This is a genomic window from Streptomyces sp. NPDC029466 (assembly GCF_055574515.1).
In genome coordinates this window covers 14,964-39,615 of the sequence record NZ_JBVHZH010000041.1, presented here as the reverse complement: position 1 = coordinate 39,615, position 24,652 = coordinate 14,964, and the positions used below count along the sequence as shown (strand labels likewise).

At 70.1% G+C, this 24,652-nt stretch carries 20 protein-coding genes; 2 read left to right on the top strand and 18 right to left on the bottom strand.

Features of this window, described 5'->3' with window-relative positions; all coding sequences use genetic code 11:
• Nucleotides 1-96: 96 nt before the first annotated feature.
• The 5 genes from ACZ4XD_RS27605 to ACZ4XD_RS27585 all read right to left on the bottom strand — a co-directional run bounded on the left by ACZ4XD_RS27605 (nt 97) and on the right by ACZ4XD_RS27585 (nt 6,527).
• Nucleotides 97-897 carry a TIGR03936 family radical SAM-associated protein gene (locus ACZ4XD_RS27605; protein ID WP_468046435.1) on the bottom strand — a complete coding sequence of 267 codons (801 nt, stop codon included), beginning with the start codon at nt 895-897 and terminating at the stop codon, nt 97-99.
• A gap of 48 nt (nt 898-945) precedes the next feature.
• Nucleotides 946-2,172 carry a hypothetical protein gene (locus ACZ4XD_RS27600; RefSeq protein WP_468046433.1) on the bottom strand — a complete coding sequence of 409 codons (1,227 nt, stop codon included), beginning with the start codon at nt 2,170-2,172 and terminating at the stop codon, nt 946-948.
• 54 nt (nt 2,173-2,226) lie between these two features.
• Nucleotides 2,227-2,781 (bottom strand): GNAT family N-acetyltransferase, encoded by a 555-nt coding sequence (locus ACZ4XD_RS27595; protein ID WP_468046431.1) that lies wholly within the window; start codon nt 2,779-2,781, stop codon nt 2,227-2,229.
• A 79-nt stretch (nt 2,782-2,860) separates the two neighbouring features.
• Complete coding sequence (locus ACZ4XD_RS27590) at nt 2,861-4,786, bottom strand: TIGR03960 family B12-binding radical SAM protein (protein ID WP_042154762.1); 1,926 nt, start codon at nt 4,784-4,786, stop codon at nt 2,861-2,863.
• A gap of 88 nt (nt 4,787-4,874) precedes the next feature.
• A complete protein-coding gene (locus ACZ4XD_RS27585) occupies nt 4,875-6,527 on the bottom strand; it encodes a CYTH and CHAD domain-containing protein (protein ID WP_468046428.1) in 1,653 nt (550 codons plus the stop codon).
• A 182-nt stretch (nt 6,528-6,709) separates the two neighbouring features.
• Here ACZ4XD_RS27585 and ACZ4XD_RS27580 point away from each other — a divergent pair, with 182 nt between their 5' ends.
• Nucleotides 6,710-7,156: an ATP-binding protein gene (locus ACZ4XD_RS27580; RefSeq protein ID WP_468046426.1), complete on the top strand. Its 447-nt coding sequence runs from the start codon at nt 6,710-6,712 to the stop codon at nt 7,154-7,156.
• Nucleotides 7,157-7,163: 7 nt separating this feature from the next.
• Here the strand turns inward: ACZ4XD_RS27580 and rodA are convergent, their stop codons facing one another.
• The 10 genes from rodA to ACZ4XD_RS27530 all read right to left on the bottom strand — a co-directional run bounded on the left by rodA (nt 7,164) and on the right by ACZ4XD_RS27530 (nt 20,636).
• The gene (gene rodA / locus ACZ4XD_RS27575) at nt 7,164-8,378 is read right to left on the bottom strand and encodes a rod shape-determining protein RodA (protein WP_468046424.1); all 1,215 of its coding nucleotides are present in this window, start codon (nt 8,376-8,378) and stop codon (nt 7,164-7,166) included.
• Nucleotides 8,375-10,525: a penicillin-binding protein 2 gene (gene mrdA, locus ACZ4XD_RS27570; protein WP_468046422.1), complete on the bottom strand. Its 2,151-nt coding sequence runs from the start codon at nt 10,523-10,525 to the stop codon at nt 8,375-8,377. Before mrdA ends, rodA begins: the two co-directional genes overlap by 4 nt.
• 48 nt (nt 10,526-10,573) lie before the next feature.
• Complete coding sequence (gene mreD, locus ACZ4XD_RS27565) at nt 10,574-11,284, bottom strand: rod shape-determining protein MreD (protein ID WP_468046420.1); 711 nt, start codon at nt 11,282-11,284, stop codon at nt 10,574-10,576.
• Nucleotides 11,285-11,287: 3 nt separating this feature from the next.
• Entirely contained in the window at nt 11,288-12,220 is a 933-nt protein-coding gene (gene mreC, locus ACZ4XD_RS27560; protein WP_042154773.1) for a rod shape-determining protein MreC, read from the bottom strand.
• 243 nt (nt 12,221-12,463) lie between these two features.
• A complete protein-coding gene (locus tag ACZ4XD_RS27555; protein WP_003985182.1) occupies nt 12,464-13,483 on the bottom strand; it encodes a rod shape-determining protein in 1,020 nt (339 codons plus the stop codon).
• 294 nt (nt 13,484-13,777) lie between these two features.
• A complete protein-coding gene (gene ndk, locus ACZ4XD_RS27550) occupies nt 13,778-14,191 on the bottom strand; it encodes a nucleoside-diphosphate kinase (protein WP_468046418.1) in 414 nt (137 codons plus the stop codon).
• Between the two features lie 112 nt (nt 14,192-14,303).
• Nucleotides 14,304-14,669, bottom strand: a complete 366-nt coding sequence (locus ACZ4XD_RS27545; RefSeq protein WP_468046416.1) for a DUF4233 domain-containing protein — start codon at nt 14,667-14,669, stop codon at nt 14,304-14,306.
• 2 nt (nt 14,670-14,671) lie between these two features.
• Complete coding sequence (gene folC, locus ACZ4XD_RS27540; RefSeq protein WP_468046414.1) at nt 14,672-16,186, bottom strand: bifunctional tetrahydrofolate synthase/dihydrofolate synthase; 1,515 nt, start codon at nt 16,184-16,186, stop codon at nt 14,672-14,674.
• Nucleotides 16,187-16,339: 153 nt separating this feature from the next.
• Nucleotides 16,340-17,797, bottom strand: coding sequence for a peptidoglycan D,D-transpeptidase FtsI family protein (locus tag ACZ4XD_RS27535; RefSeq protein WP_468046412.1), 1,458 nt, complete (start codon nt 17,795-17,797; stop codon nt 16,340-16,342).
• Nucleotides 17,798-18,014: 217 nt separating this feature from the next.
• Nucleotides 18,015-20,636, bottom strand: a complete 2,622-nt coding sequence (locus ACZ4XD_RS27530) for a valine--tRNA ligase (protein ID WP_468046410.1) — start codon at nt 20,634-20,636, stop codon at nt 18,015-18,017.
• Nucleotides 20,637-20,800: 164 nt separating this feature from the next.
• Between ACZ4XD_RS27530 and ACZ4XD_RS27525 the strand changes: the two genes are divergently transcribed.
• Nucleotides 20,801-21,760: a hypothetical protein gene (locus tag ACZ4XD_RS27525; protein WP_468046408.1), complete on the top strand. Its 960-nt coding sequence runs from the start codon at nt 20,801-20,803 to the stop codon at nt 21,758-21,760.
• A 68-nt stretch (nt 21,761-21,828) separates the two neighbouring features.
• Here the strand turns inward: ACZ4XD_RS27525 and clpX are convergent, their stop codons facing one another.
• From clpX to ACZ4XD_RS27510, 3 genes are all read right to left on the bottom strand, one after another.
• Nucleotides 21,829-23,112, bottom strand: a complete 1,284-nt coding sequence (gene clpX / locus ACZ4XD_RS27520; RefSeq protein WP_129279243.1) for an ATP-dependent Clp protease ATP-binding subunit ClpX — start codon at nt 23,110-23,112, stop codon at nt 21,829-21,831.
• A gap of 170 nt (nt 23,113-23,282) precedes the next feature.
• Nucleotides 23,283-23,960 carry an ATP-dependent Clp protease proteolytic subunit gene (locus tag ACZ4XD_RS27515; RefSeq protein WP_468046498.1) on the bottom strand — a complete coding sequence of 226 codons (678 nt, stop codon included), beginning with the start codon at nt 23,958-23,960 and terminating at the stop codon, nt 23,283-23,285.
• A 65-nt stretch (nt 23,961-24,025) separates the two neighbouring features.
• Nucleotides 24,026-24,628: an ATP-dependent Clp protease proteolytic subunit gene (locus ACZ4XD_RS27510; protein WP_030283915.1), complete on the bottom strand. Its 603-nt coding sequence runs from the start codon at nt 24,626-24,628 to the stop codon at nt 24,026-24,028.
• Nucleotides 24,629-24,652 lie beyond the last annotated feature (24 nt).

The following is a 24,652-nucleotide window of genomic DNA, read 5'->3' as shown; positions in this document are numbered from 1 at the left end:
GCCCCGGTAGGGCGGGACCGGCGAAAGTCTCCTGGTCAGTGCGTCTGCCGGACCGGGGTGGCTCCCTGGTTGATCGGCGACGCGACGACGGCGGTCCTACGCAGTACCTTCCCCGGCTGCCGGGGAGGCCCCACTCGTCACCTTCGCGGCACTCAGCCCGGCGGCCGTGGGTGGGGCGGCCGTGGCAGCGTCGCGGTCGGGCGCTAGCGGGTCAGTCACCGCGCCGGTCTCCTCATCGAGCAGCCCCTGCGCCAGCCTGGTCACCGCAGCGGGGACCGGCGGCGCCAGGTCGGCCGTAGCTCGGAGGCCGGACAGGACGTCGTCGGGTCGAACGGCAGGTGTCAGATGCCGAACAACCAGCCGCAGTATCGCACAGGCATTGCCGTCGGGCCTATCGCCCTCGCGACCGGCGGCTTCCAGACGCGCCACCGCGGCCCGTGCGTCAAAGGTCCGCATACCGCTTTTCGTCCGGCGCTCGACCTGCACCTCTTCCGCGGCGAGGAACGCCTCGACGGCGTGCCCGGCGGTCTCCGGCGTGACGCCGTCGAGCCGGATCTCCCACACCGAGGCCTCCAGCCGGTCGGCCAGGCCACTGGTGCGGGACTCCACGGCGTCGATCACATCGAGCCCGTCCGGCAGCGACTCGTTGAGGAGTTCGCGCAGCTTGTCCGGATCGCGGCGCTCGGCGAGCTGGATCTCCAGATACTCGGCCTCGCTGCCCGTACCGGTCGGGGCGGCGTTGGCGTACGACACCTTGGGGTGCGGGGTGAAGCCCGCCGAATAGGCCATGGGGACCTCGGCGCGGCGCAGCGCCCGCTCGAAAGCGCGCTGGAAGTCGCGGTGGCTGGTGAACCGGAGGCGGCCGCGCTTGGTGTAGCGCAGTCGGATGCGCTGCACCGCCGGTGCGGGCGGCGGGCCTTCGGGCTGTCGCTTGCCCAGTGTCGTTCAGTCCTTCGTGAGTGCGGTCGTACTGCTACCAAGAGTACGTGTCCCGGGGGCTCCCGGTTCCCGGCGGGGCGGAACGGCGGCCGCGGCCTGCGGCTCCCTGGGGGCGCCGAACAGGGCCCGGCGGAGCTCCCTGCGGGTCTGCCGGACGGTCTCGCGGGCGGTGCGCAGCGCCTGCCGGACGGGGCGCCAGATGCCGTTACGGATGCCGTGGCCGAGCGGGGTGAGCACGGTGCGGTAGACCCAGCGCACCGGCTCGACGAAGAGCCACCGCAGCACCGTGCCGAGGAACCGGCCGACGGCCCCGGAGATGATCCCGGCGACCCGCCAGCAGTGCCCGAACGCCGCCCCGACCTCGCGGACGACGACCGTCACCACGGCGGCCAGCGCCCGCCCGACAGGCAGGAGCACATACCGCCACAGGGCGACCAGCGGCACGACCAGGATCCACCGGACGAGGGTGGCGAGTACGGTGCCGAGGCCGCGCACCAGCCAGGCGATCCCGTGCCCGAGCGGCGTCAGCGCCGACGCGTACAACCACTGAGCGGGCACCACCACCAGATACCGCACCAACCACGCCGCCACCACAGCAACGCCTCGACCCACCGGCGCCACCACAAACCGCCACAGCGCCACCCACGGCCACACGAACAACGCCTTGCCCAACCACAACAGCGCGACGCCCAACCCCCGCAGCAACCAGGCAATACCGCGCCCCACCGGCGTCAACACCGACGCGTACAACCACCGGGCCGGCACCACCACCACATACCGCACCAACCACGCCACCACCACAGCAACGCCCCGACCCACCGGCGCCACCACAAACCGCCACAACGCCACCCACGGCCACACGAACAACGCCTTGCCCAACCACAACAGCGCGACGCCCAGACCACGCACCAGCCAGGCAATCCCCCGGCCAAGAGGCGTCAGCACATACCGGCCGAACCAGACCGCCGGCGCGACGACCAGCGTGCGCCAGGCCCAGGCCACGGGGATCACGACAAGGGTGTGCCACAACCAGGCGAGGCCGCGGCCGAGGGGGCGCAGCGCGGTCCGGTGGACGGCGCGGCCGAGGGCGGCGAGCGCGTCCCACACCAGGCGCACCGGCACCACGAGCACCAGCACCACGATCCGTACCGGAAGCCGGACCGCGGTGGTCAGACAGCCCTCGCCCGGCTCATATCGCTCGGGCACCCGCCGGTCCTTGTCCATGGGCTCCATAGGGCCCTCCCCCTTGTACTTCTGTACTTCGGTACATCAGATGCGCCGTGACGGCTACGGCCCGGCGGTGGCCGCGGCCGGATGGAACCAGTAGCGCAGCTTGTCGTCCCGCCGGTCCTCGAAGATCCCGCCGCAGGCCTCGATGACCTTACGTGAGCCGGTGTTGGAGTCGTCGCAGGTGACCAGCACCGGGTCGATACCCAGCTCGTGATGGGCGACCGGCAGTGCGGCGCGCAGCATCGCGGTGGCATGGCCACACCGCCGGGCACCGGGACGCACCCCGTAGCCGATATGGCCACCCCAGGTGAGGAGCGAGGGGGTGAGCTGGTGACGGAAGGTGACCCGGCCCAGATAGGTGTCGCCGTCCACCCACCAGCGGGTGGTCCTGGGAACCACGCCGTCGACACGCTCCTCGCTCGCCACCCCGCCGGCCTGCTCGACGTACTCAGCGAACCCCTCAGCGGTCGGCCAGCGACTGGCCCAGCTCCTCAGCTCCTGGGCCATGTTGGAGTGCGCGACCGTCCCGGCACCGTCGGCCCGGAACTCGTCCATCGCCGCGAGGAAGGAGGCATGGACGGCGACGGTGGGCGCGATGAGCCGTGGTGACATCGCCATATTGTGCGGGAGTACGCGACGGCCCGGCCACCCGCGGGTGCGGGGGCCGAGCCGAAGTGGCGTACGGGAAGCGCTACTTGACGACCGTCAGCGGCAGCAGCTTCTTGCCCGTCGGGCCGATCTGGATCTCGGTGTCCATCTGGGGGCAGACGCCGCAGTCGAAGCACGGGGTCCAGCGGCAGTCCTCGACCTCGGTCTCGTCGAGGGCGTCCTGCCAGTCCTCCCAGAGCCAGTCCTTGTCGAGACCGGAGTCCAGGTGGTCCCAGGGCAGGACCTCCTCGTACTCCCGCTCACGGGTGGTGTACCAGGCGACGTCCACGCCGAAGGCGGGCAGCGTCTCCTCGGCGGCCTTCATCCAGCGGTCGTAGGAGAAGTGCTCACGCCAGCCGTCGAAGCGGCCACCGCCCTCGTAGACGGCGCGGATGACCGAGCCGACGCGGCGGTCGCCGCGCGAGAGCAGGCCCTCGACGATGCCGGGCTTGCCGTCGTGGTAGCGGAAGCCGATGGAGCGGCCGTACTTCTTGTCGCCGCGGATCTTGTCGCGGAGCTTTTCGAGCCGGGCGTCGGTCTCCTCCGCCGACAGCTGCGGCGCCCACTGGAAGGGGGTGTGCGGCTTGGGGACGAAGCCGCCGATGGAGACCGTGCAGCGGATGTCGTTCTGCCCGGAGACCTTGCGGCCCTCGGCGATGACCTTGACGGCCATGTCGCCGATCTGGAGCACGTCCTCGTCGGTCTCGGTCGGCAGACCGCACATGAAGTAGAGCTTCACCTGCCGCCAGCCGTTGCCGTAGGCCGTGGAGACGGTCCTGATCAGGTCTTCTTCGGAGACCATCTTGTTGATGACCTTGCGCATCCGCTCCGAGCCGCCCTCGGGCGCGAAGGTCAGACCCGAGCGACGGCCGTTGCGCGTCAGCTCGTTGGCAAGATCGACGTTGAAGGCGTCGACCCGGGTCGACGGGAGCGACAGGCCGATCTTGTCTTCCTCGTACCGGTCGGCGAGCCCCTTCGCGATATCGCCGATCTCGGTGTGGTCCGCGGAGGACAGCGACAGCAGGCCGACCTCCTCGAATCCCGTGGCCTTCAGCCCCTTGTCCACCATGTCGCCGATGCCGGTGATGCTTCGCTCCCGTACGGGGCGCGTGATCATGCCGGCCTGGCAGAAACGGCAGCCGCGGGTGCAGCCACGGAAGATCTCGACCGACATCCGCTCATGGACGGTCTCGGCCAGGGGGACGAGCGGCTGCTTGGGGTAGGGCCACTCGTCGAGGTCCATGACGGTGTGCTTGGACACCCGCCACGGGACGCCGGAGCGGTTCGGCACGACGCGGGAGATCCGCCCGTCGGCGAGGTACTCGACGTCGTAGAACTTGGGGACGTAGACGCTGCCGGTCTTCGCGAGGCGGAACAGCAGCTCATCGCGGCCGCCGGGCCGGTCCTCGGCCTTCCAGGCGCGGATGATCTCGGTGATCTCCAGCACCGCCTGCTCACCGTCACCGACGACCGCGCAGTCCAGGAAATCCGCGATCGGCTCGGGGTTGAAGGCCGCGTGGCCGCCGGCGAGGACGATCGGGTGGTCTTCCGTGCGGTCCTTGGCCTCCATGGGGATACCGGCCAGGTCCAGGGCGGTGAGGAGGTTGGTGTACCCCAGCTCGGTCGAGAAGGAGACACCGAGGACGTCGAAGGCGCCGACGGGGCGGTGCGCGTCGACCGTGAACTGCGGGACGTCGTGCTCACGCATCAGCGCTTCGAGGTCCGGCCACACGCTGTACGTGCGCTCGGCCAGCACGCCCTCGCGCTCGTTGAGGACCTCGTAGAGGATCATGACGCCCTGGTTGGGCAGACCGACCTCGTACGCGTCCGGGTACATGAGCGACCAGCGGACATCGCACTCGTCCCACGGCTTGACTGTGGAGTTGAGCTCGCCACCGACGTACTGAATGGGCTTCTGCACGTGCGGGAGGAGGGCCTCCAGACGCGGGAAGACCGACTCGACAGGCATCGTGGTGATCTTTCATCAGCGGGCAGGGGTGACCCTCAAGCCTAACGTGCTCCGCGCGAAGCCCTTGACGCCCCGGCTCCGGCGCAGGTCACGGCCGCAGCGCGGCCCGGTGCTTACGGCGCGATGCCTTCCGCCACACGTCCGGCAGGGTCCGCTCCCGGTCCGCGGCCAGGGCCTCCTCGCGCCCGTACAGCAGCCCGAAGGTGAAGCCCCCCTCACCGGCGCGCTGGGCCTGGGTCGTCAGCTCGCGCAGTGCGCCGCGGGCCACCACGCTGTCCTGGTGGTCGCCCAGCAGCTGCTGCACCCGCTTGGTCCGCTTGGCGAACTTCTTCGCCGGCCGGCCGAGCGCCGGGCGGGCCGCTTCCGCCGCGTACCGGGTGCGCTTGGCCGCCTTGCGGGCGCCGTGCAGCGCCTCGTCCCGCTCCTGCCCGGCCGGTGCGGCCAGCGCGGCCTCCGTACGGCGGGCCAGCCGCCGGTAGTCCTTGAGCACGGCCCCGGCCGCGACCTCGGGCGCCGGGCGGCCGGCGGCCCGGCGCAGCGGCGGCTCCTCCAGGAGGGCGTGCAGGGTCTTCAGCAGTGCCAGGTAGCGCGGCCCGTCCAGGACGTCGAGCAGCCGGTCCCGCGCGCCGGCCCGGCGCCGTTCGGACCAGATCCGCAGCCGGGCGTCCACGGGGCCGAGCCGTAGCGTCCCGGGCACCTCGGCCAGCCCCTCCCGCAGCCGCTCGGTCAGCACCTCTCGGTCCCGCTCCACCCCCAACTCGGCCGCCAGCCACTTGAGTTCGACGCCGATCGGGCGGGTGGCGGCGCGGTCGAGCACCTTGGTGTACGAGCGGAAGGCGCTGCGCAGCCGGCGGGTGGCGACCCGCATCCGGTGCACCGCGTCCGGCAGGTCCCGCCGTACCGCGGGGTCCAGCTCGATGATCAGCCGCACCTGCTCGCGGGCATAGCGCAGCACGACGTCACCGGCGGTCTGCCCCTTCTTCCCGCCCTTCCCGGCGCCCTTCTTGCCCTTGGCCTTGGCCTTGCCCTTGGCCTTCGCCTTGGCGGCCTTGCCGGAGCCATGCGTGGGCAGCCCGTCCGGCCCGGGGAGGTGCGGCGCGACCCCGTCGCGGCCCTGGCCCGTCTCGGCCAGCGCCCGTTCCAGCTTCGACGCCGCGGAGGCGGGGCGCACCCCCGCCGCGGTCAGGACCCGGCCGAGCTCGTCCAGCAGCCCGGCGCCACCGTCCCCGACCAGCTCCACCTCGATCTCGCGCCAGCGGGCCCCGGGGCGCCCCGCTCCGGCCGTCCCGGCGTCGACGGCCCCGGCCGCCGGCCAGGCGCGCACCGCGTCCTCCGCCACCTCGGCGAGCGGGGAGCCCGCGGCGTCCTGCAGCACCCGGACCGTGCGCCGGGTCCGCAGCCGTACGACGGCGACCAGTTCCCCGTCCAGCACCCGGGAGCGTACGAGCGCGGTCAACTCCGGGGGCGGCGTCTCGGACAGCGGCGCCCGCAGTTCGTCCCGCACCCCGGGCGCGACCGGCAGTTTCAGATGCCAGCCCGCGTCCCGGCCGCCGGTGCGCCGGCGCAGCGTGACGCCGGCGGCGGCGAGGCGCTGGTCGGCGGTGTCGTAGTAGACGGCGTCGAGATCCTCGGTGCCCGCTTCCACCACGGCGGTGACCCGGTCGACTCCGGCCAGGTCGGGCAGCTGGGTCTTGTCGTCGGCTTCGTACTTCCGCTCGATTTCCCGCACGGTGTCCGCCATGCATCGAATCTAGTCACCCCTTCCGGCCGGGACCACCCGCCAGGACGGGGAAGCCGTCACGGGGCCGGAAACCGCCGGAGCGGGTAGCACTCGCCGTATCGCGTGACTTACCGTGTGTGACGAGCCCGCCACGCAGAGTGGCAATGGGCGCGTACTCGACCCCTTCGGGGAGGGAGACACCCGTGCACCCCCAGACCGCACCCGTCACCCGGCCGGCCATCCGCGTCGCGGCAGGCGCCCGCCCGCATCTCCTGAGCACGCCGAGCACCCCCCGCGCTCCGAAGGCCGCCCGCGACTTCGTCCGCGCGGTGCTGCGCCGCACCCCGCTCGCCCCGCTCACCGACGCCGCCGTACTGCTCACCTCGGAGGCGGTGACCAGCGCCCATCTGCGGACGCCACGGTCCGCGGACATCCTGCTGCGGCTGCTGACCGCCGGGCACGGCCTGCGGATCAGCGTGCACGAGGAGGCGCCGGTCCGGATTCCCCGGCCGGCCGCGGTGACCGGTGAGCGGGACGCCGATCTCGGGCTGCTGCTGGTCGGCGAGCTCTCCGACGACTGGGGCACCACCCCGTTCGGCGGGCTGCCGCGGTCCCCCTCGCTCTGGTTCGAACTGCACCTCAAGCACTGACGCGAGGTCAGCGGGAGGCGGACAGCGGGCGCTGCACCCGGATCGACTGGAGCAGCCCGATCGCGATCCAGACCGCGAACATCGAGGTGCCTCCGTAGGAGACGAAGGGCAGCGGCAGGCCGGTGACGGGCATGATCCCGAGGGTCATGCCGATGTTCTCGAAGGACTGGAAGGCGAACCACGCGATGATGCCGGCGGCCACGACCGTCCCGTAGAGCTCGGTGGACTCCCGGGCGATCCGGCAGGCGCGCCACAGGACCACCCCGAGCAGCACGATGATCAGGCCCGCGCCCAGGAAACCGAGTTCCTCACCGGCGACGGTGAAGATGAAGTCCGTCTGCTGTTCGGGGACGAACTGACCGGTGGTCTGGCTGCCCTGGAAGAGACCGGATCCGGTCAGCCCGCCGCCGCCGATCGCGATCCGCGCCTGGTTGGTGTTGTAGCCGACGCCGGCCGGGTCGAGGCTCGGGTTGGCGAAGGCGGCGAAGCGGGCGATCTGGTAGTCGTCGAGCAGTCCGAGCTGCCAGACCGCGACACAGCCGACGACACCGGTGCCGACCAGTCCGAGGATCCAGCGGTTGGAGGCGCCGGAGGAGAGCAGCACCCCGAGGATCACGGCGCCGAGCACCATCACCGAGCCGAGGTCGGGCATCAGCATGATGACGACGACGGGGACGGCGGCCAGCGCCAGGGCCTGGACGACGGTGCGGTGGTCGGGGTGCGGCCGGTCCCCCGCGTCGACCCGGGACGCCAGCAGCATCGCCATGCCCAGCGTGATGGTGATCTTCGCGAACTCGGCGGGCTGGAGGGAGAAGCCGCCGGGGATCGCCAGCCAGGACCGCGAGCCGTTGATGGTGGCGCCCAGCGGGGTCAGCACCAGCAGCGCCAGCACGACCGAGAGGGCGTAGAGGACCGGGACGGCGCCGCGCAGCGTGCGGTGGCCGAGCCAGATCGTGCCGCCGGCGAGCGCCAGGCCGATGCCGACGTTGAGGAGGTGGTGCAGGAAGAAGTAGTACTCGTCGCCCTTGTTGAGCTCGGTGCGGTTGCGGGTGGCGGAGAAGACCAGCAGCGAGCCGATCAGCGACAGCAGCAGGCAGGACAGCAGCAGTATCCAGTCCAGCTTGCGCAGCACCGAATCGCGCGCCGTGAGCTTGCCCCAGGTGCCGAGCTCAGGGGTGTAGCGCCGGATCGAGAACGCCCGGGAGGTGTGGCTGGTCGTCATCGTGGGCTCTCCGATGCGGACGGCGACGGCGACGGCGGGGCATACGGCTTGATGGGCTGGGACTGGATGGCGCCATCATTTTCGATCTTGGGCAGCTTCGCCTCCGGCCTCGGGAGCAGCGCGGCCTTGGGGTCGATGCCGCCCTTCTCGTCGACGCCGTACAGCGCGTTGTAGATGTTGCGCACGGCGGGGCCGGAGGCGCCGGAGCCGGTACCACCCTGGGAGATGGTCATGACGATCGTGTAGTCCTTGGTGTACGTCGCGAACCACGAGGTCGTCTGCTTGCCGTAGACCTCGGCCGTACCGGTCTTGGCGTGCATCGGGATCTTGTCCTGCGGCCAGCCGCCGAACCGCCAGGCGGCGGTACCGCGGGTGGCGACACCGGCGAGGGCACCGTCCATCTGATGGAGGGTCTTCTGCGTCACCGGCAGCCGGCCGTGCGACTGGGGCTTGACCCGCTGGATGTGCTTGCCGTCGGGGCTGATGACGGCCTTGCCGACGGTCGGGTTGTAGAGCGTGCCGCCGTTGGCGATCGCACCGTAGATGGTCGCCATCTGGATCGGAGTGACGAGGGTGTCGCCCTGGCCGATGGCGTAGTTGATCGAGTCGTAGGCGTGCAGCTTCATGCCCTCCAGGCAGCCTTCCCGGGCGAGCTTGGTGCCGAAGTCCTTCTTCTTCGGCCAGGCCTTGGCCTGTTCGCACCAGCCCGCCTTGTTGGCCTTCCAGAAGGCGTTCTTCCACTTGCGGTCGGGGACCCGGCCGGTGACCTCGTTCGGGAGGTCGATGCCGGTCTCCTTGCCGAGGCCGAACTGGTGGGCGGTCTTGTAGAACCAGTTCTTGGCGTCCTTCTTCGGCTTGTCCCCGCCGTCCTTCCGCCACTCGTCGTGCGAGAGCCGGTAGAAGACGGTGTCGCAGGAGACCTCCAGCGCCCGGCCGAGGCTGATCGCGCCATGGCTCTGCGACTCGAAGTTCTTGAAGGTCTGGCCGCCGATGCTGTACGAGCTGGTGCAGGGGTAGTGGCCGTTGAAGTCATAGCCCGCGTTGACCGCGGCCGCGGTCGAGATGACCTTGAAGATCGAGCCGGGGGCGGCCTGCCCCTGGATGGCGCGGTTCAGCAGCGGGTAGTTGGAGTCCTTGCCGGTGAGGCGGCCGTAGTCCTTGCCCGAGATCCCGCCGACCCAGGCGTTGGGGTCGTAGCTGGGGTTGGAGGCCATCGCCACCACCCGGCCGGTCTTCGCCTCCATGACGACGACGGCGCCCGAGTCGGCCTTGTAGTTGGTGCCCGTGTTCCTGTCGTGCTCCTTACGGGCGTCCTTCATGGCCTGGTCCAGCTGCTTCTCCGCCAGGCCCTGCACCCGGGCGTCGATGCTGGTGACGACGCTGGCGCCGGCCTTGCCCTTCTCGCTCTTCGCCTGCCCGATGACCCGGCCGAGGTTGTCGACCTCGTAGCGGGTGACGGCGGCCTTGCCGCGCAGCGCGTCGTCGTACGTCCGCTCCAGACCGGACCGGCCGATCTGGTCCGAGCGCAGCAGCGGTGAACGGCTGTGCTCGGCCTTCTTGATCTCCTCGTCGGTGACCGGCGAGAGATAGCCGAGGACCTGGGCGGTGTTGGCGTCGCCCGGGGCGGCGTAGCGGCGGACGGCGGTCGGCTCGGCGCTGATGCCGGGGAAGTCCTCGGAGCGCTCGCGGATCTGCAGGGCCTGCTGGGTGGTGGCCTCGTCGGTGATGGGGATCGGCTGGTACGGCGAGCCGTTCCAGCACGGCTGCGGCGTCTTGGCGTCGCAGAGCCGGACCTTGTTGCGGATCTCCTTCTCGGACATGCCGAGCACCTTGGCCAGCCGGCCGAGCACGGCCTTGCCGTCGTCCTTCATCTTCAGCAGCTCGGTACGGCTGGCCGAGACCACCAGACGGGTCTGGTTGTCGGCCAGCGGCACCCCGCGCGCGTCGAGGATGGAGCCGCGGGTGGCGGGCTCGATGACCTGCTGGACGTGGTTGTTCCTGGCCTCGGTGGCGTACTCCGTGCCATTGCGGATCTGCAGATACCAGAGCCGGCCGCCGAGGGTGAGCAACAGCGAGAAGACCAGGATCTGGATCGCGATGAGCCGGACGCTGACCCGGGAGGTCCGGGATTCCGGGAGATTACTCATGGCGCGCCGCGCCTCCATGAGGGGTCGTGGTCGAAGGACGAGGGAGCGTCACAGCCGCTTGACCCCCTTGATGCGGCCCACCTTGTCGCGGGCCGACTTGCCGAGCAGACCGCCGCGCTGGCTGCCGATCCGGGCCCCCGAGCGCACGGACTTCATGGCGCCGCGGCTGGCCTTGAGGCCGGTGCCGGTGGTGAGCCAGCCGTATCCGGAGGTGCCGGAGCCGCTCGGGCCGGTGGTGCCGTCGCCGGTCAGCGGCTCGCCCTCGGTTCTGCGCGCCAGCGCCATCACCAGGGGAACCACGAACGGGGCCAGCAGCAGGTCGTAGAGGGTGGCGCTGAGCAGCAGTCCGACGATGCCGACGTGCCGGGCGGCGGTGTCGCCGACCAGGGCGCCGACGCCCGCGTACATCAGCGTCGAGACGATCGCGGCGCCGATGACGACGATCAGCGGCAGCGTCGCCGAGCGGTGCCGGCCGGTCTCCGGCTTGGTCAGGCCGGCCGCGTAGCCGATGACGCACAGCACCAACGCATAGCGGCCGATGGCGTGGTCGGACGGCGGGGCGAGGTCGGCCAGCAGTCCGGCGAAGAAGCCGACGAGCGCGCCGCCGACATGGCCGTAGACCAGCGCCAGGCCGACCACCACGAGCAGCAGCAGGTCGGGTACGGCGCCGGGCAGTTGGAGTCTGGCGAGGATGGTGACCTGGATGACGAGGGCGACGACCACCAGCGGGGCCGAGAGCAGAATCCGGTTGATGCGCATCGGTCAGCTCCTGGGAGGGACGCTCGCGGAGGGGGTGGCCGTGACGGTGACCGTCGGCGTGGGCTTGGGCTTGGCGGGCCGCGGCGGCAGCACGGTGTCGCGCGGGTCCTCGCGGGGCGGCTGGACGACGACGCCGACGATGTCGAGCTGGGAGAAGGCGACGAACGGCCGGACCTGGAGGTTGCGGGTCAGATCCCCGTTGAACGGCTCGACCCGGACGACCCTGCCGACGGGCACACCGGGCACGAACGGCTTGTCCTTGCTGGAGCCGAAGGTGACCAGGCGGTCGCCCTTCTTGATGTTGGCCCGGCCATTGAGAAGCTGAACGCGCAGCGAGCGGACGCCCTGCCCGTTGGCGAAGCCGATCTCGTTGGTCTTCTCCATGCGGGTGCCGACGGTGAAGTCGGGGTCGGCGGCCAGCAGGACGGTGGAGGTGTCGGCGCCGACGGTGGTGATCCGGCCGACCAGACCGTCGCCGTTGAGCACGGTCATGTCGCGGCGGATGCCGTCCCGGCTGCCGGCGTCGATGGTGACGGTCCAGGAGAAGCCCTGGGCCGAGCCGATGGCGATGACCTGGGCGCCCTTGATGGCGTACTGGCCGGTGCCGGCGGTCTTGAGGATCTTGTCGAGCTCGGCGGCGCGGCTGCGGTTCCGGTCGGAGGAGCCGAGCTTGGCCTTCAGCGCCTCGTTCTCGTGCTCCAGCTTGCTGATCCGGTTGTGCCGCCGGCCGGAGTCCCGTACGGCACCGACCGCGTTGCCGACCGGGTCGACGACGCGGGCGACACCGCTTTCGACCGGGCCGAAGGCGGAGGCGGCGGCTTGCCGGGCACCATCGAGCGGGGACTGTTCGCCGCCGCGGATATCGACCGTGATCAGCGCGAACGCGATCGCGACCAGCAGCACCAGCAGCAGCCGGCTCTCTCGTGTGTCCCTCACGTGCGGCGGCCGTGTCCTTCCTCGTAGGACCGGCCGGCTGCGGGCCCCGCCGGTCTCGTTCGGGAGTTGAGCGTTGTGCCTGTGTGACGGTGCCGGCCGGTGAAGCGTCAGGGCACCGTGTCTGTCGGGGTGTTGCGCCCGTGTGCCGGCCGGTCCGGCGGACGGACCGGCCGCTGGTGCCGGGGGCCCGGCCCCCGCGGCCGCCGAGCGGCGGCCGCGGCGCGGGCCGGTTCCCCGGCCTTGCTACCTGCGCGGCTGGGAGTCGAGGACCTGCTGGAGCGCCTCGAACTCCTCGACGCACTTGCCGGAGCCCAGCGCGACGGAGTCGAGCGGGTCCTCGGCGATGTGGATGGGCATACCGGTCTCGCGGCGCAGCCGCTCGTCGAGGCCGCGGAGCAGGGCACCGCCACCCGTGAGCACGATGCCGCGGTCCATGACGTCACCGGACAGCTCCGGCGGGCACTTGTCGAGGGTCGTCTTGACCGCGTCGACGATGGAGTTGACCGGCTCCTCGATGGCCTTGCGGACCTCGGCGGCCGAGATCACCACGGTCTTCGGCAGACCGGAGACCAGGTCCCGGCCGCGGATCTCGGTGTGCTCGTCCTGCTCCAGGTCGTAGGCCGAACCGATGGTGATCTTGATGCTCTCGGCGGTGCGCTCGCCCAGCAGAAGGCTGTACTCCTTCTTGATGTGCTGGATGATCGCGTTGTCGAGCTCGTCGCCGGCCACCCGGATGGACTGCGCGGTGACGATGCCGCCGAGCGAGATGACCGCGACCTCGGTGGTACCGCCGCCGATGTCCACGACCATGTTGCCGGTGGCCTCGTGGACCGGCAGACCGGACCCGATCGCGGCGGCCATCGGCTCCTCGATGATGTGGACCTGGCGCGCGCCGGCCTGGGTCGAGGCCTCGATCACCGCACGGCGCTCCACTCCCGTGATGCCGGAGGGGACGCACACGACGACCCGCGGACGGGCCAGATAGCGCCGCTTGTGAATCTTCAGGATGAAGTAGCGGAGCATCCGCTCGGTGATCTCGAAATCGGCGATCACGCCGTCTTTCAGGGGCCGTACGGCGACGATGTTGCCGGGCGTGCGCCCGATCATCTTCTTCGCCTCAGCACCCACCGCGAGGATCCCGCCGGTGTTGGTGTTGATGGCCACGACCGACGGCTCGTTGAGGACGATTCCGCGGCCCCTGACGTACACCAGCGTGTTGGCGGTCCCGAGGTCGACAGCCATGTCACGGCCGATGAACGACATGTTGTTCCCCATGAGGATACGTCTGGCCTTCCCAACTGGAGCGAATGCTTACTGGAGGTCGGCAGGAGGTGATGCGCTGTGAGGCGCGGAAGCCTCCATCGTAGTTCGTAGTGCGCCCACTCGAACACGTCGGGAGGCTGTTCCGCCATTGTCAGCCGTACACGCACCCGCCCCCCTCAATGGTGACGTCGTGTCGCGGTGATGCGTTCCCCCGATCGTGTCGTATACACCAAGGGGCGACCGATGATTTCTTCGGTCGCCCCAGGTCACGGGGGGTGTACAGCTGATGAAGTGTCAGGAAATGCCGGGGAAGAAAATCTTGATCTCACGCTCGGCGGACTCTTCGGAATCCGACGCATGGATCAGATTCTCCCGGGTGATCGTTCCGAAGTCCCCACGAATGGACCCACTCGGCGCGGCAATCGGGTCAGTCGGACCGGCGAGCGCCCGTACGCCCTCGATCACCCGCTCGCCCTCGACGATCATCGAAACGACCGGACCGGAGGCCATGAAGGCGACCAGCGGCTCGTAGAACGGCTTGCCGACGTGCTCGCCGTAGTGCTGCTCCAGGATCTCGCGGTCCAGGCTGCGCAGCTCCAGCGCACTGATCGTCCAGCCGGCCTTCTTCTCGATCCGGCCGATGATCTCGCCGACCAGACCGCGCTGGACGGCGTCAGGCTTGAGAAGGACGAGGGTGCGCTGGCTCACGGAGGGACTCCCTGGATATGAACAACGGTCAGCGGGTGCATTGAGGCTACATGGGGTACACGGCGCCACGGGGCGCAGCCCCCGGCCTCCGGGACGCCCCGGGGAACGGGCTCTAGGCGGGCTTGCCGGCCGGTTCGTCGGCAGCCTCGGACTGCGCCGCCCAACGGGCCTTCGCCTCATCGATCTTGCGGCCGAAGTGCACCGACGCCCACCACAGGGCGGCGAAGACCGCACCCAGGAAGAACATCGTCGGCACCACGAAGCCACTGGCGATCAGGGCGGCCTGGAGGGCCCAGCCGAGCTGGACGCCACCCGGACGGGTCAGCATCCCGCACAGCAGCAGGCTCAGCAGCATCCCGATTCCGCTGACCAGCCAGATCGTGGCCGGGGACAGCTCGGTCATCTGCATCGCGACCAGACCGGCGAAGCCGATCACGAAGAATTCGCCTATCAGAGTGCTGGCACACAGCGTGCGCATGCTCAGGCCCTCCCCATCAGCAGCCGGGCCTCGCCGACCGTGATCACCGAGCCGGTCACCAGCACACCGGCGCCGGAGAACTCGCCCTCTTCCTCGGCGAGGGTGATCGCCGCCTCCAGGGCGTCGTCGAGCCGCGGCTCCACCTGGACCCGCTCGGCACCGAAGACCTCAACGGCGACGGCCGCCAGCTCGTCCGGATCCATCGCACGATGGCTGGAATTACGGGTCACCACGATCTCGGCGAAGATCGGCTCGAAGGCCTCCAGGAAGCCCCGTACGTCCTTGTCCCCGCTGGCGCCGACCACGCCGACCAGGCGGCTGAACCCGAACGCCTCGGTGACCGCCTCGGCCGCGGCCCGCGCACCCGCCGGGTTGTGCGCCGCGTCCAGCACCACCGTCGGGCTGCGGCGCACGACCTCCATCCGGCCGGGCGAGGTGACGGCGGCGAACGCGGAGCGGAGGGTGTCGATGTCGAGCGTGCGGGCGTGCTCCGAGCCGACGCCGAAGAACGCCTCGACCGCGGCGAGCGCCACCGCGGCGTTGTGCGCCTGATGGGCGCCGTACAGCGGAAGGAAGATCTCCGGGTACTCGCCGCCCAGGCCGCGCAGCGTCAGCATCTGCCCGCCGACGGCCACCTCACGGGAGAGCACCCCGAACTCCATGCCCTCGCGGGCGACCGTGGCATCCACCTCGACCGCGCGCTTGAGCATCACCGACGCCGCGTCCACCGGCTGCTGGGCCAGCACGACCGTGGCGTCCTTCTTGATGATCCCGGACTTCTCGCCGGCGATCTGCTCGGGCGTCTCGCCCAGCCGGTCGGTGTGGTCCAGCGAGATCGGGGTGACCACGGCGACATCGCCGTCGATGACGTTCGTCGCGTCCCAGGTGCCGCCCATGCCGACCTCGACGACCGCGACGTCCACCGGGCTGTCCGCGAAGGCCGCGTACGCCATCGCCGTCAGCACCTCGAAGAACGACAGGCGGTACTCCTCCCGGCTGTCGACCATCTCCACATACGGGGCGATGTCCCGGTACGTCTCGATGAAGCGCTCGGCGGGGATCGGGCCGCCGTCCAGGCTGATCCGCTCGGTGATCGACTGGACATGCGGGCTGGTGTAGCGGCCGGTGCGCAGGTCGAAGGCGGACAGCAGGGCCTCGATCATGCGGGCGGTGCTGGTCTTGCCGTTGGTGCCGGTGATGTGGATGGAGGGGTAGGCCCGCTGCGGGGAGCCGAGGATGTCCATCAGCGCGGCGATGCGCTGCACCGACGGGTCCAGCTTGGTCTCGCCCCAGCGGCCCGCCAGCTCCTCCTCGACGGCGCGCAGCGCGCGGTCGACCTCGGGGTCGGCCGGCCGGGCGGGGATCCCGTCCCCCTGCGGCGGGCCGGCCTGCGCGCGCAGGGTCCGGCTGCCGGCCTCGATCACCGCGAGATCGGGGTCACGGTCGGTCTCCGCCTCGACCAGTTCGTCGAAGGCGTCGTTCGGGTCGGGGTCGTCGTTCTGGGGGCGCTCGCTCACGCCGACCAGTCTACGAGGCACGTGTGACAGCGGTGCGCTGCGTCGCCCTCCCCGGCACCGCACTGCGGCCGGGGGCGGCCGGCCCGGGCCGCGCCCCGGCGTGCGCCCCTGCGCCGGGGGCCGGGAACGGGGCGGGGACGGGGGCCGGGCCGGCTACGACGGCAGCGCCGCCTTCATCATGGCCCGCGCGATCGGACCCGCCAGCCCATTGCCGGAGACCTCGTTGCGGGCGGCGTGCCCGTCCTCGACCATCACGGCCACCGCCACCCGGTGCCCCTTGCCGTCCTCGGCGTACGAGACGAACCAGGCATAGGGCGTCCCGCTGTTGTCGACGCCGTGCTGAGCGGTGCCGGTCTTGCCGCCCACGGTCAGTCCGCCGATCTTCGCGCCGGAGCCGGTGCCCTTGTCCACGACCGTCTGCATCGCCGACCGCAGCTGCTGCGCCGTGCGCGCCGACATGGCCTTGTCATCGCGGTAGGTCTTCGGCTCGTTGCCCTGGACGGTGTTGCCGCCGCCGTCGGTCAGCTTGTCGACCAGCTGCGGGGTCTTCAGCTCGCCGCCGTTGGCGAGGGCCGAGCTGACCATCGCCATCTGGAGCGGGGTCGCCTGGTCGTCGAACTGGCCGATTCCGGACAGCGCGGTCTGCGCCTCGTCCATGTTCCCGGGGTAGACGCTCTTGCCGGCCCGCACCGGGGTGTCCACCTTGCCGTCGTTGAAGCCGAACTTCTCGGCCTGCGCCTTCACCTTGTCCTTGCCCAGGTCGACGGCCATCTTCGCGAAGACGGTGTTGCAGGAGTACTGGAGCGCGGTGCGGATGTCCGCGTTCTTGCAGGGCGCGGCCCGGTTCTCGTTGGTGAGCTCGGTGCGGGTGTGCGGGAGCGTGTACGGGTCGGGGCTGTCGGTGGGCTCGTCCACCGAGGAGTACAGGCCGTTCTCCAGCGCGGCCGCGGCGACCACCAGCTTGAAGGTGGAGCCGGGCGGCAGCGGCTGCCGCAGCGCCCGGTTGACCTCGGGGTCCTCGGTGTCGCCGGACATCTTCCGCCATGCCTTCTGGTCGGCGCCGTCGGACCCGGCGAAGGTCCCCGGGTCGTACGACGGGGTGCTCACCATGCCGAGGATCCGCCCGGTGGCCGGGTCCATGGCGACGGCGGCGCCCTTCTTGCCGCCCAGCGCCCGGTAGCCGGCCTTCTGCACCGCGGCGTCGATGGTGGTGGCCACGTCGCCGCCCTTGGCCCGCTGGCGGGTCAGCGCGTCGGCGGGCGTCTGGAGCCGGCTGTCGGAGCCGTCCAGGAGGTCGCCGTAGAGGCTCTCCAGCTGATTGCTGCCGAAGATCTGCGAGGTGAAGCCGGTGACCGGCGCGTACAGCGGGCCGTCCTTGTAGGTGCGCTTGTACTTCAGCGTGTCGGAGGTGGCGGCGGAGCCGGTGACCGGCTCCCCGTCGACGAGGAGGTTGCCCAGCGGCGCCGAGTACTTGCCGATCGTCACCCGCGGATTGTGCGGGTCCTCCTTGTAGTCGCTCGCCTTCGCGCCCTGGAGCCAGGTCACCCAGCCCATCAGCGCGACGATCAGGGCCAGACAGAAGACCGCGGCCCGTCGCAGGGGTTTGTTCATCGGGCGCGGCTCCTCAGGTACGGGACATGCGGGGCTGCCGCCACTACGGCATTCCGGACCACCGTGCCTCGGCCAGATGAGAGCGCGATGAGAACGCCCGGAACACCGCCCGTACCCTCGCTGGGAGCCGCCCGGCCGCGGACGGTGCCCCACAACGGCGCAGGCCCCCCGCCCGTACGGACGAGGGGCCTGCGAGGTCCTGCGAGGTCTGCCGCCGTTACGCCTTCGGCAGGGCCGCCAGCTGCGCGGTGATCCGGACGATGTCCGCCTCCGCGGCCTCCAGCCGGCCGCGGATCTTGTCCACGACCTTCTCCGGCGCCTTGGCCAGGAACGCCTCGTTGCCGAGCTTGGCGGTGGCCTGCGCCTTCTCCTTCTCGGCCGCGCCCAGGTCCTTCGTCAGGCGCTTGCGCTCCGCCTCGACGTCGATGGCACCGGACAGGTCCAGGGCGACCGTGGCGCCCGCGACCGGCAGCGAGGCGGTGGCGCTGAACTCGTCACCGGCCGGCTGAAGCCGCAGCAGCGAGCGCATCGCGGCCTCGTGCGCGGCCAGCGCCGTACCGGACAGCTCCAGCTGCGCGGGGACCTTCTGGCCCGGCTGGAGCCCCTGGTCGGAGCGGAACCGGCGGACCTCGGTCACGACCTGCTGAACGGTCTCGATCTCGCGCTCGGCCGCCGCGTCCCGGAAGCTGGAGTCCTTCGGCCAGTCGGCGATCACGACCGACTCGCCACCGGTCAGTGCCGTCCACAGGGTCTCGGTGACGAACGGGACGACCGGGTGCAGCAGCCGCAGGGTGACGTCCAGGACCTCGCCCAGCACCCGGCGCGAGACCTCGGCGGCCGGGCCGCCCGCCATGAAGGTCGTCTTGGACAGCTCGACGTACCAGTCGAAGACCTCGTCCCAGGCGAAGTGGAAGAGGGTGTCCGACAGCTTCGCGAACTGGTAGTCGTCGTAGTAGGCGTCGACCTCGGCGACGACCGAGTTCAGCCGGGACAGAATCCACCGGTCGGTCGCCGACAGCTGCTCGGCGGGCGGGAGTTCGCCCTCCACCGTCGCACCGTTCATCAGCGCGAACCGGGTGGCGTTCCAGATCTTGTTGGCGAAGTTACGGGAACCCTGGACCCAGTCCTCTCCGATCGGGACGTCGACACCGGGGTTGGCACCGCGGGCGAGCGTGAACCGGACGGCGTCCGAGCCGTAGGAATCCATCCAGTCCAGCGGGTTGACCGCGTTCCCGAAGGACTTGGACATCTTCTTGCCGAACTGGTCACGGACCATGCCGTGCAGCGCGATGGTGTGGAACGGCGGGGTGCCGTCCATCGCGTACAGCCCGAACATCATCATCCGGGCGACCCAGAAGAAGAGGATGTCGTAGCCGGTGACCAGGACCGAGTTCGGATAGAACTTCTCGACGCTCGGGGTCTGCTCCGGCCAGCCGAGCGTGGAGAACGGCCACAGCCCGGAGGAGAACCAGGTGTCGAGGACATCGGTGTCCTGGTGCCAGCCCTCGCCGCTCGGCGGCTCCTCGTCCGGTCCGACGCAGACGACCTCACCCTCCGGCCCGTACCAGACCGGGATCCGGTGGCCCCACCACAACTGCCGCGAGATGCACCAGTCGTGGAGGTTGTCGACCCAGCCGAAGTAGCGGGACTCCATCTCCTTGGGGTGGATCTTGACCTTGCCGTCGCGGACCGCGTCACCCGCGGCCTGCGCCAGCGGGCCGACCTTGACCCACCACTGCATCGACAGCCGCGGCTCGATGGTGGTCTTGCAGCGCGAGCAGTGCCCGACGGAGTGGGTGTACGGGCGCTTCTCGGAGACGATCCGGCCGTCGGCGCGCAGCGCGCCGACGATCGCGGAACGGGCCTCGAAGCGGTCCAGGCCCTGGAAGGGGCCGTGCGCCGTGATGACACCGCGCTCGTCGAGCACGGCGAGGTTGGGCAGCCCGTGCCGGCGGCCGATCTCGAAGTCGTTCGGGTCGTGGGCCGGGGTGACCTTGACCGCGCCGGTGCCGAACTCCGGGTCGACGTGCTCGTCGGCGACGACCGGGATCCGGCGGCCGGTCAGCGGCAACTCGATCTCGGTGCCGATGAGATGGGCGTACCGCTCATCCTCCGGGTGGACGGCGACCGCGGTGTCACCCAGCATCGTCTCGGCCCGGGTGGTGGCGACGACGATCGACGCGTCGCCCTCCCCGTACCGGATGGAGACGAGCTCGCCGTCGTCCTCCTGGTACTCCACCTCGATGTCCGAGATGGCGGTCAGACAGCGCGGGCACCAGTTGATGATGCGCTCGGCGCGGTAGATCAGCTCGTCGTCATGGAGCCGCTTGAAGATCGTCTGGACGGCCTTGGACAGGCCCTCGTCCATCGTGAACCGCTCACGCGACCAGGCGACACCGTCGCCCAAGCGCCGCATCTGGCCGGAGATCTGTCCGCCGGACTCGCTCTTCCACTGCCAGACCCGCTCGACGAACGCCTCACGGCCCAGGTCGTGCCGGGAGACGCCCTCCTTGGCCAGCTCCCGCTCGACGACGTTCTGGGTGGCGATACCGGCGTGGTCCATGCCCGGCTGCCAGAGGGTCTCGTAGCCCTGCATGCGCTTACGGCGGGTGAGCGCGTCGATGAGGGTGTGCTCGAAGGCATGCCCCAGGTGCAGGGAGCCGGTGACGTTCGGCGGCGGGATGACGATGGTGTACGGCGGCTTGTCGCTCTTCTCGTCCGCCTCGAAGTAACCCCGCTCTACCCAGCGCTCGTACAGCGGCCCCTCTACATCGGCCGGCGTGTACTGAGTCGGCAGTTCGGGGGCGCTGTGCTTGCTCTGCTGAGAGTTCTCGGTCACGCCGGACAGTGTACGGGCGCGGATGTAGCAGCTTCGAATCGGTTTCGCCCCCGGGGCAACGGCTGTCAGCGGCGTCGTACAGGATGTCGGCAGCGCTTCAACAGCACCCAGAACTTCACACGCAGAACTCAACTGAATTCAGTTGTCACGAGGGGAACCGCACCATGAGCTTCAACCAGCCGCCTCCCGGCCCGTACGGCCAGCAGCCCCCGCAGCCGGGCCCGTACGGCCAGCCGCAGCAGCCACCGGCCCCCCAGCCCGGTTACGGCTACCCGCAGCAAGGCGGCCAGGTGCCTCCGCAGCAGGGCTACGGCTACCCCCAGCAGGCCGGCCAGGCGCCCCCTCAGCAGGGCTACGGCTACCCCCAGCAGGCCGCCCAGCCCTACGGCCAGCAGGCCCCGTACGGCGGCCAGCAGACGCCCTACGGCGTGATTCCGCAGGGCCCGGAGGAGAGCGGCGGCAACGGCAAGAAGATCGGCCTGATCATCGGCGCGGTCGCGGTCGTCGCGGCGATCGGCGTGGGCGCGTACTTCGTCTTCGGCTCGGGCGGGGATGTGAAGCCGTACACCATCTCGCTGCCGGAGAAGCTGCTGAGCGCGCAGTACAGCAAGGTGCCGGACCGCTCCGGCGGGAAGCCGCAGAAGGACTTCTCCGATGACAAGGAACTGCGGGCGATGGGGATCACCGACGCCACCGCTGTTCAGGGCGGGTACATGAACGCCGCCAAGCAGCAACTCGTGGTGGTGGGCGTCTACGGCACGGTGAACGACCCGGAGACCGCCGTGGACCAGACGTTCGCCAAGCTGGAGGAGAACCAGAAGAAGGACCCGAACGCCGCGCGGGCCAAGATCGAGACGGTCACGCCGGTCACCGAGTTCTCGCCGGAGGGCTTCGACGGCGCCGTGATGAAGTGCAAGGTGCAGAAGGCGACGGTCACCATGAGTGGCGTCAGCGCGTCCCAGCAGGTCTCCGTCTGCATCTGGGGCGACAACAGCGCGATCGGCATCGTGCAGTCCCAGCCCGCCCCGGCGACCAACGGTCCGGCCGGCTCCGAGCCGCTGACCGCCGAGCAGCTCTCCGAGAAGACTGCCAAGGTCCGCGACGAGGTCCGCAAGGAGAAGTAGGCCCCCACACACCACCGCCCGGCAGCTTGGACGCTGCCGGGCGGTTCGGTATCAACTACGGGCGCGTCTTACGCGCTCTTCTCCTGCGGCTCCCCCGACTCGCCGCGGTTGCGCGGGACCAGGGTCGGGTTGACGTTCGAGTGGACGACGTCCTCGGTGATGACGACGCGGGCCACGTCCTTGCGGGACGGGATCTCGTACATCACCGCCTGGAGGACCTCCTCCATGATGGCGCGCAGACCGCGGGCGCCGGTGCCCCGGAGGATGGCCTGGTCGGCGATGGCCTCCAGGGCCGGGCGGTCGAAGTCCAGCTCCACGCCGTCGAGTTCGAAGAGGCGCTTGTACTGCTTGACGAGCGCGTTGCGCGGCTCGACCAGGATCTGGAGCAGGGCCTCGCGGTCGAGGTTGTGGACCGAGGTGAGGACGGGGAGACGGCCGATGAACTCCGGGATCATCCCGAACTTCACCAGGTCCTCCGGCATCACGTCCTGGAGCTGGTCCTTGGACTCGATCTCCCGCTTGGAGCGGATCGTGGCGCCGAAGCCGATGCCCTTGGCGCCGGACCGGGCCTCGATGATCTTCTCCAGCCCGGCGAAGGCACCGCCGACGATGAAGAGGACGTTGGTGGTGTCGATCTGGATGAATTCCTGGTGCGGGTGCTTGCGGCCGCCCTGGGGCGGGACCGAGGCGGTGGTGCCTTCCAGGATCTTCAGCAGCGCCTGCTGGACGCCCTCGCCGGAGACATCGCGGGTGATCGACGGGTTTTCGCTCTTCCGGGCGACCTTGTCGATCTCGTCGATGTAGATGATGCCGGTCTCGGCCTTCTTGATGTCGAAGTCCGCGGCCTGGATCAGCTTGAGGAGGATGTTCTCGACGTCCTCACCGACATAGCCGGCCTCCGTCAGCGCCGTGGCGTCGGCGAACGCGAAGGGGACGTTGAGCATCCGGGCCAGGGTCTGCGCGAGCAGCGTCTTGCCGGAGCCGGTGGGCCCGAGCAGCAGGATGTTGGACTTGGCGAGCTCGATGCCCTCATCGCCGCGGCCGGGGCCGTTCTCGCCCGCCTGCACCCGCTTGTAGTGGTTGTAGACGGCGACCGACAGGGCCTTCTTGGCGGGCTCCTGGCCGACGACATAGCCGTTCAGGAACTCGTAGATCTCCCGCGGCTTCGGGAGCTCCTCCCACCGCACCTCGGAGGTCTCGGCGAGCTCCTCCTCGATGATTTCGTTGCAGAGGTCGATGCACTCGTCGCAGATGTACACACCAGGTCCCGCGATGAGCTTCTTCACCTGCTTCTGGCTCTTCCCGCAGAATGAGCACTTGAGCAGGTCGCCGCCGTCACCGATGCGTGCCACGAGGTGCTTCCCCTTCGCCTGGGATCCGTATTGCTCCACGGACCCGGGTGCTTGCCTATCGACGGTACCTTGCCGGGCCCCCCGTACGGGCCCCCCTTGGACGGACTCGGTTCACTCCGTCCCGAACCGGTCCAAGGGGGCAACGCTCCGGCTCATTTCGCGAAAGATCGCTAGCCGATCGAGACCGACGACTTCCGCGTCGAGACGATCTGGTCGACCAGACCGTACGCCAGGGACTCCTCGGCGGTCAGGATCTTGTCACGCTCGATATCGTCCCGGATCTTCTCGATCGGGGTGGTGGAGTGCTTGGCCAGCAGCTCCTCCAGCTGCGAACGCATCCGCAGGATCTCGTTGGCGGCGATCTCCAGGTCGGAGACCTGGCCGCGGCCGGTCTCGCTGTAGGGCTGGTGGATCAGGACCCGGGCGTTCGGCAGCGCCATCCGCTTGCCGGGGGTGCCGGCGGCGAGCAGCACGGCCGCGGCGGAGGCCGCCTGGCCCATGCAGACCGTCTGGATGTCCGGCTTCACGAACTGCATCGTGTCGTAAATGGCGGTGAGCGCCGTGAAGGAACCGCCCGGGGAGTTGATGTAGATCGAGATGTCCCGGTCCGGGTCCATCGACTCCAGGCACAGCAGCTGCGCCATGACGTCGTTGGCCGACGCGTCATCGATCTGCACGCCGAGGAAGATCACGCGCTCCTCGAACAGCTTCGCGTACGGGTCGTACTCGCGCACACCCTGCGAGGTGCGCTCGACGAAGCGCGGGACGATGTAGCGGGACTCGGCGCGCGGGCCGGAAAACTCGGACTCGGCGCCCTGGTAGAGGCCGCTGCCGGGGAAGTTGTTCATCGTGGTGTTCACCGTCCTGGTGGCGATCAAGTGGGCTGGGGGCTGAAGGGCGAGTGGTACGGGGCTCAGGCGCCCGTGCCGCCCCCGCCCGGAACGCCGGCGGCGGAGGTCATGACATCGTCGATCAGGCCGTATTCCTTGGCCTCATCGGCGGAGAACCAGCGGTCGCGGTCGGAGTCCTGGGTGATCCGCTCGACGGTCTGACCGGTGTGGAAGGCCGTCAGCTCCGCCATCCGCTTCTTGGTGTGCAGCAGCCGCTCGGCGTGGATCTTGATGTCGGACGCGGAGCCGGCCAGACCCGCGGAGGGCTGGTGGATGAGGATCTCGGCATTCGGCAGCGCGAAGCGCTTGCCCGGGGTGCCGGCGCTCAGCAGGAACTGTCCCATGGAGGCGGCGAGGCCCATCGCGATCGTCACCACGTCGTTCTTGATGTACTGCATGGTGTCGTAGATCGCCAAGCCGGCCGAGATCGAGCCGCCCGGGGAGTTGATGTAGAGGAAGATGTCCTTGTCCGGGTCCGCGGCGAGGAGAAGCAGCTGCGCGGTGATCTTGTTGGCGATGTCGTCGTCGACCGGCTGGCCGAGGAAGATGATCCGCTCGCCGAGCAGCCGGTTGTAGACCTGGTCGCCGAGGCCACCGAAGGTCGGCTCAGCGGCGGCGGAAGGCATCGGGATCGTCACGTGTCCACCTGC

What these genes read in the sequence shown, in the direction of transcription:
- ACZ4XD_RS27510 (WP_030283915.1), bottom strand. Translation starts at nt 24,628, where the DNA reads ATGCCTTCCGCCGCCGCTGAGCCGACCTTCGGTGGCCTCGGCGACCAG.
- ACZ4XD_RS27595 (WP_468046431.1), bottom strand. Translation starts at nt 2,781, where the DNA reads ATGTCACCACGGCTCATCGCGCCCACCGTCGCCGTCCATGCCTCCTTC.
- ACZ4XD_RS27525 (WP_468046408.1), top strand. Translation starts at nt 20,801, where the DNA reads ATGAGCTTCAACCAGCCGCCTCCCGGCCCGTACGGCCAGCAGCCCCCG.
- mreD (WP_468046420.1), bottom strand. Translation starts at nt 11,284, where the DNA reads ATGCGCATCAACCGGATTCTGCTCTCGGCCCCGCTGGTGGTCGTCGCC.
- mrdA (WP_468046422.1), bottom strand. Translation starts at nt 10,525, where the DNA reads ATGAGTAATCTCCCGGAATCCCGGACCTCCCGGGTCAGCGTCCGGCTC.
- ACZ4XD_RS27585 (WP_468046428.1), bottom strand. Translation starts at nt 6,527, where the DNA reads ATGGCGGACACCGTGCGGGAAATCGAGCGGAAGTACGAAGCCGACGAC.
- ACZ4XD_RS27535 (WP_468046412.1), bottom strand. Translation starts at nt 17,797, where the DNA reads ATGAACAAACCCCTGCGACGGGCCGCGGTCTTCTGTCTGGCCCTGATC.
- ACZ4XD_RS27515 (WP_468046498.1), bottom strand. Translation starts at nt 23,960, where the DNA reads ATGAACAACTTCCCCGGCAGCGGCCTCTACCAGGGCGCCGAGTCCGAG.
- rodA (WP_468046424.1), bottom strand. Translation starts at nt 8,378, where the DNA reads ATGACGACCAGCCACACCTCCCGGGCGTTCTCGATCCGGCGCTACACC.
- ACZ4XD_RS27590 (WP_042154762.1), bottom strand. Translation starts at nt 4,786, where the DNA reads ATGCCTGTCGAGTCGGTCTTCCCGCGTCTGGAGGCCCTCCTCCCGCAC.
- ACZ4XD_RS27600 (WP_468046433.1), bottom strand. Translation starts at nt 2,172, where the DNA reads ATGGAGCCCATGGACAAGGACCGGCGGGTGCCCGAGCGATATGAGCCG.
- ACZ4XD_RS27555 (WP_003985182.1), bottom strand. Translation starts at nt 13,483, where the DNA reads ATGTCGTTCATCGGCCGTGACATGGCTGTCGACCTCGGGACCGCCAAC.
- ACZ4XD_RS27545 (WP_468046416.1), bottom strand. Translation starts at nt 14,669, where the DNA reads ATGCGCACGCTGTGTGCCAGCACTCTGATAGGCGAATTCTTCGTGATC.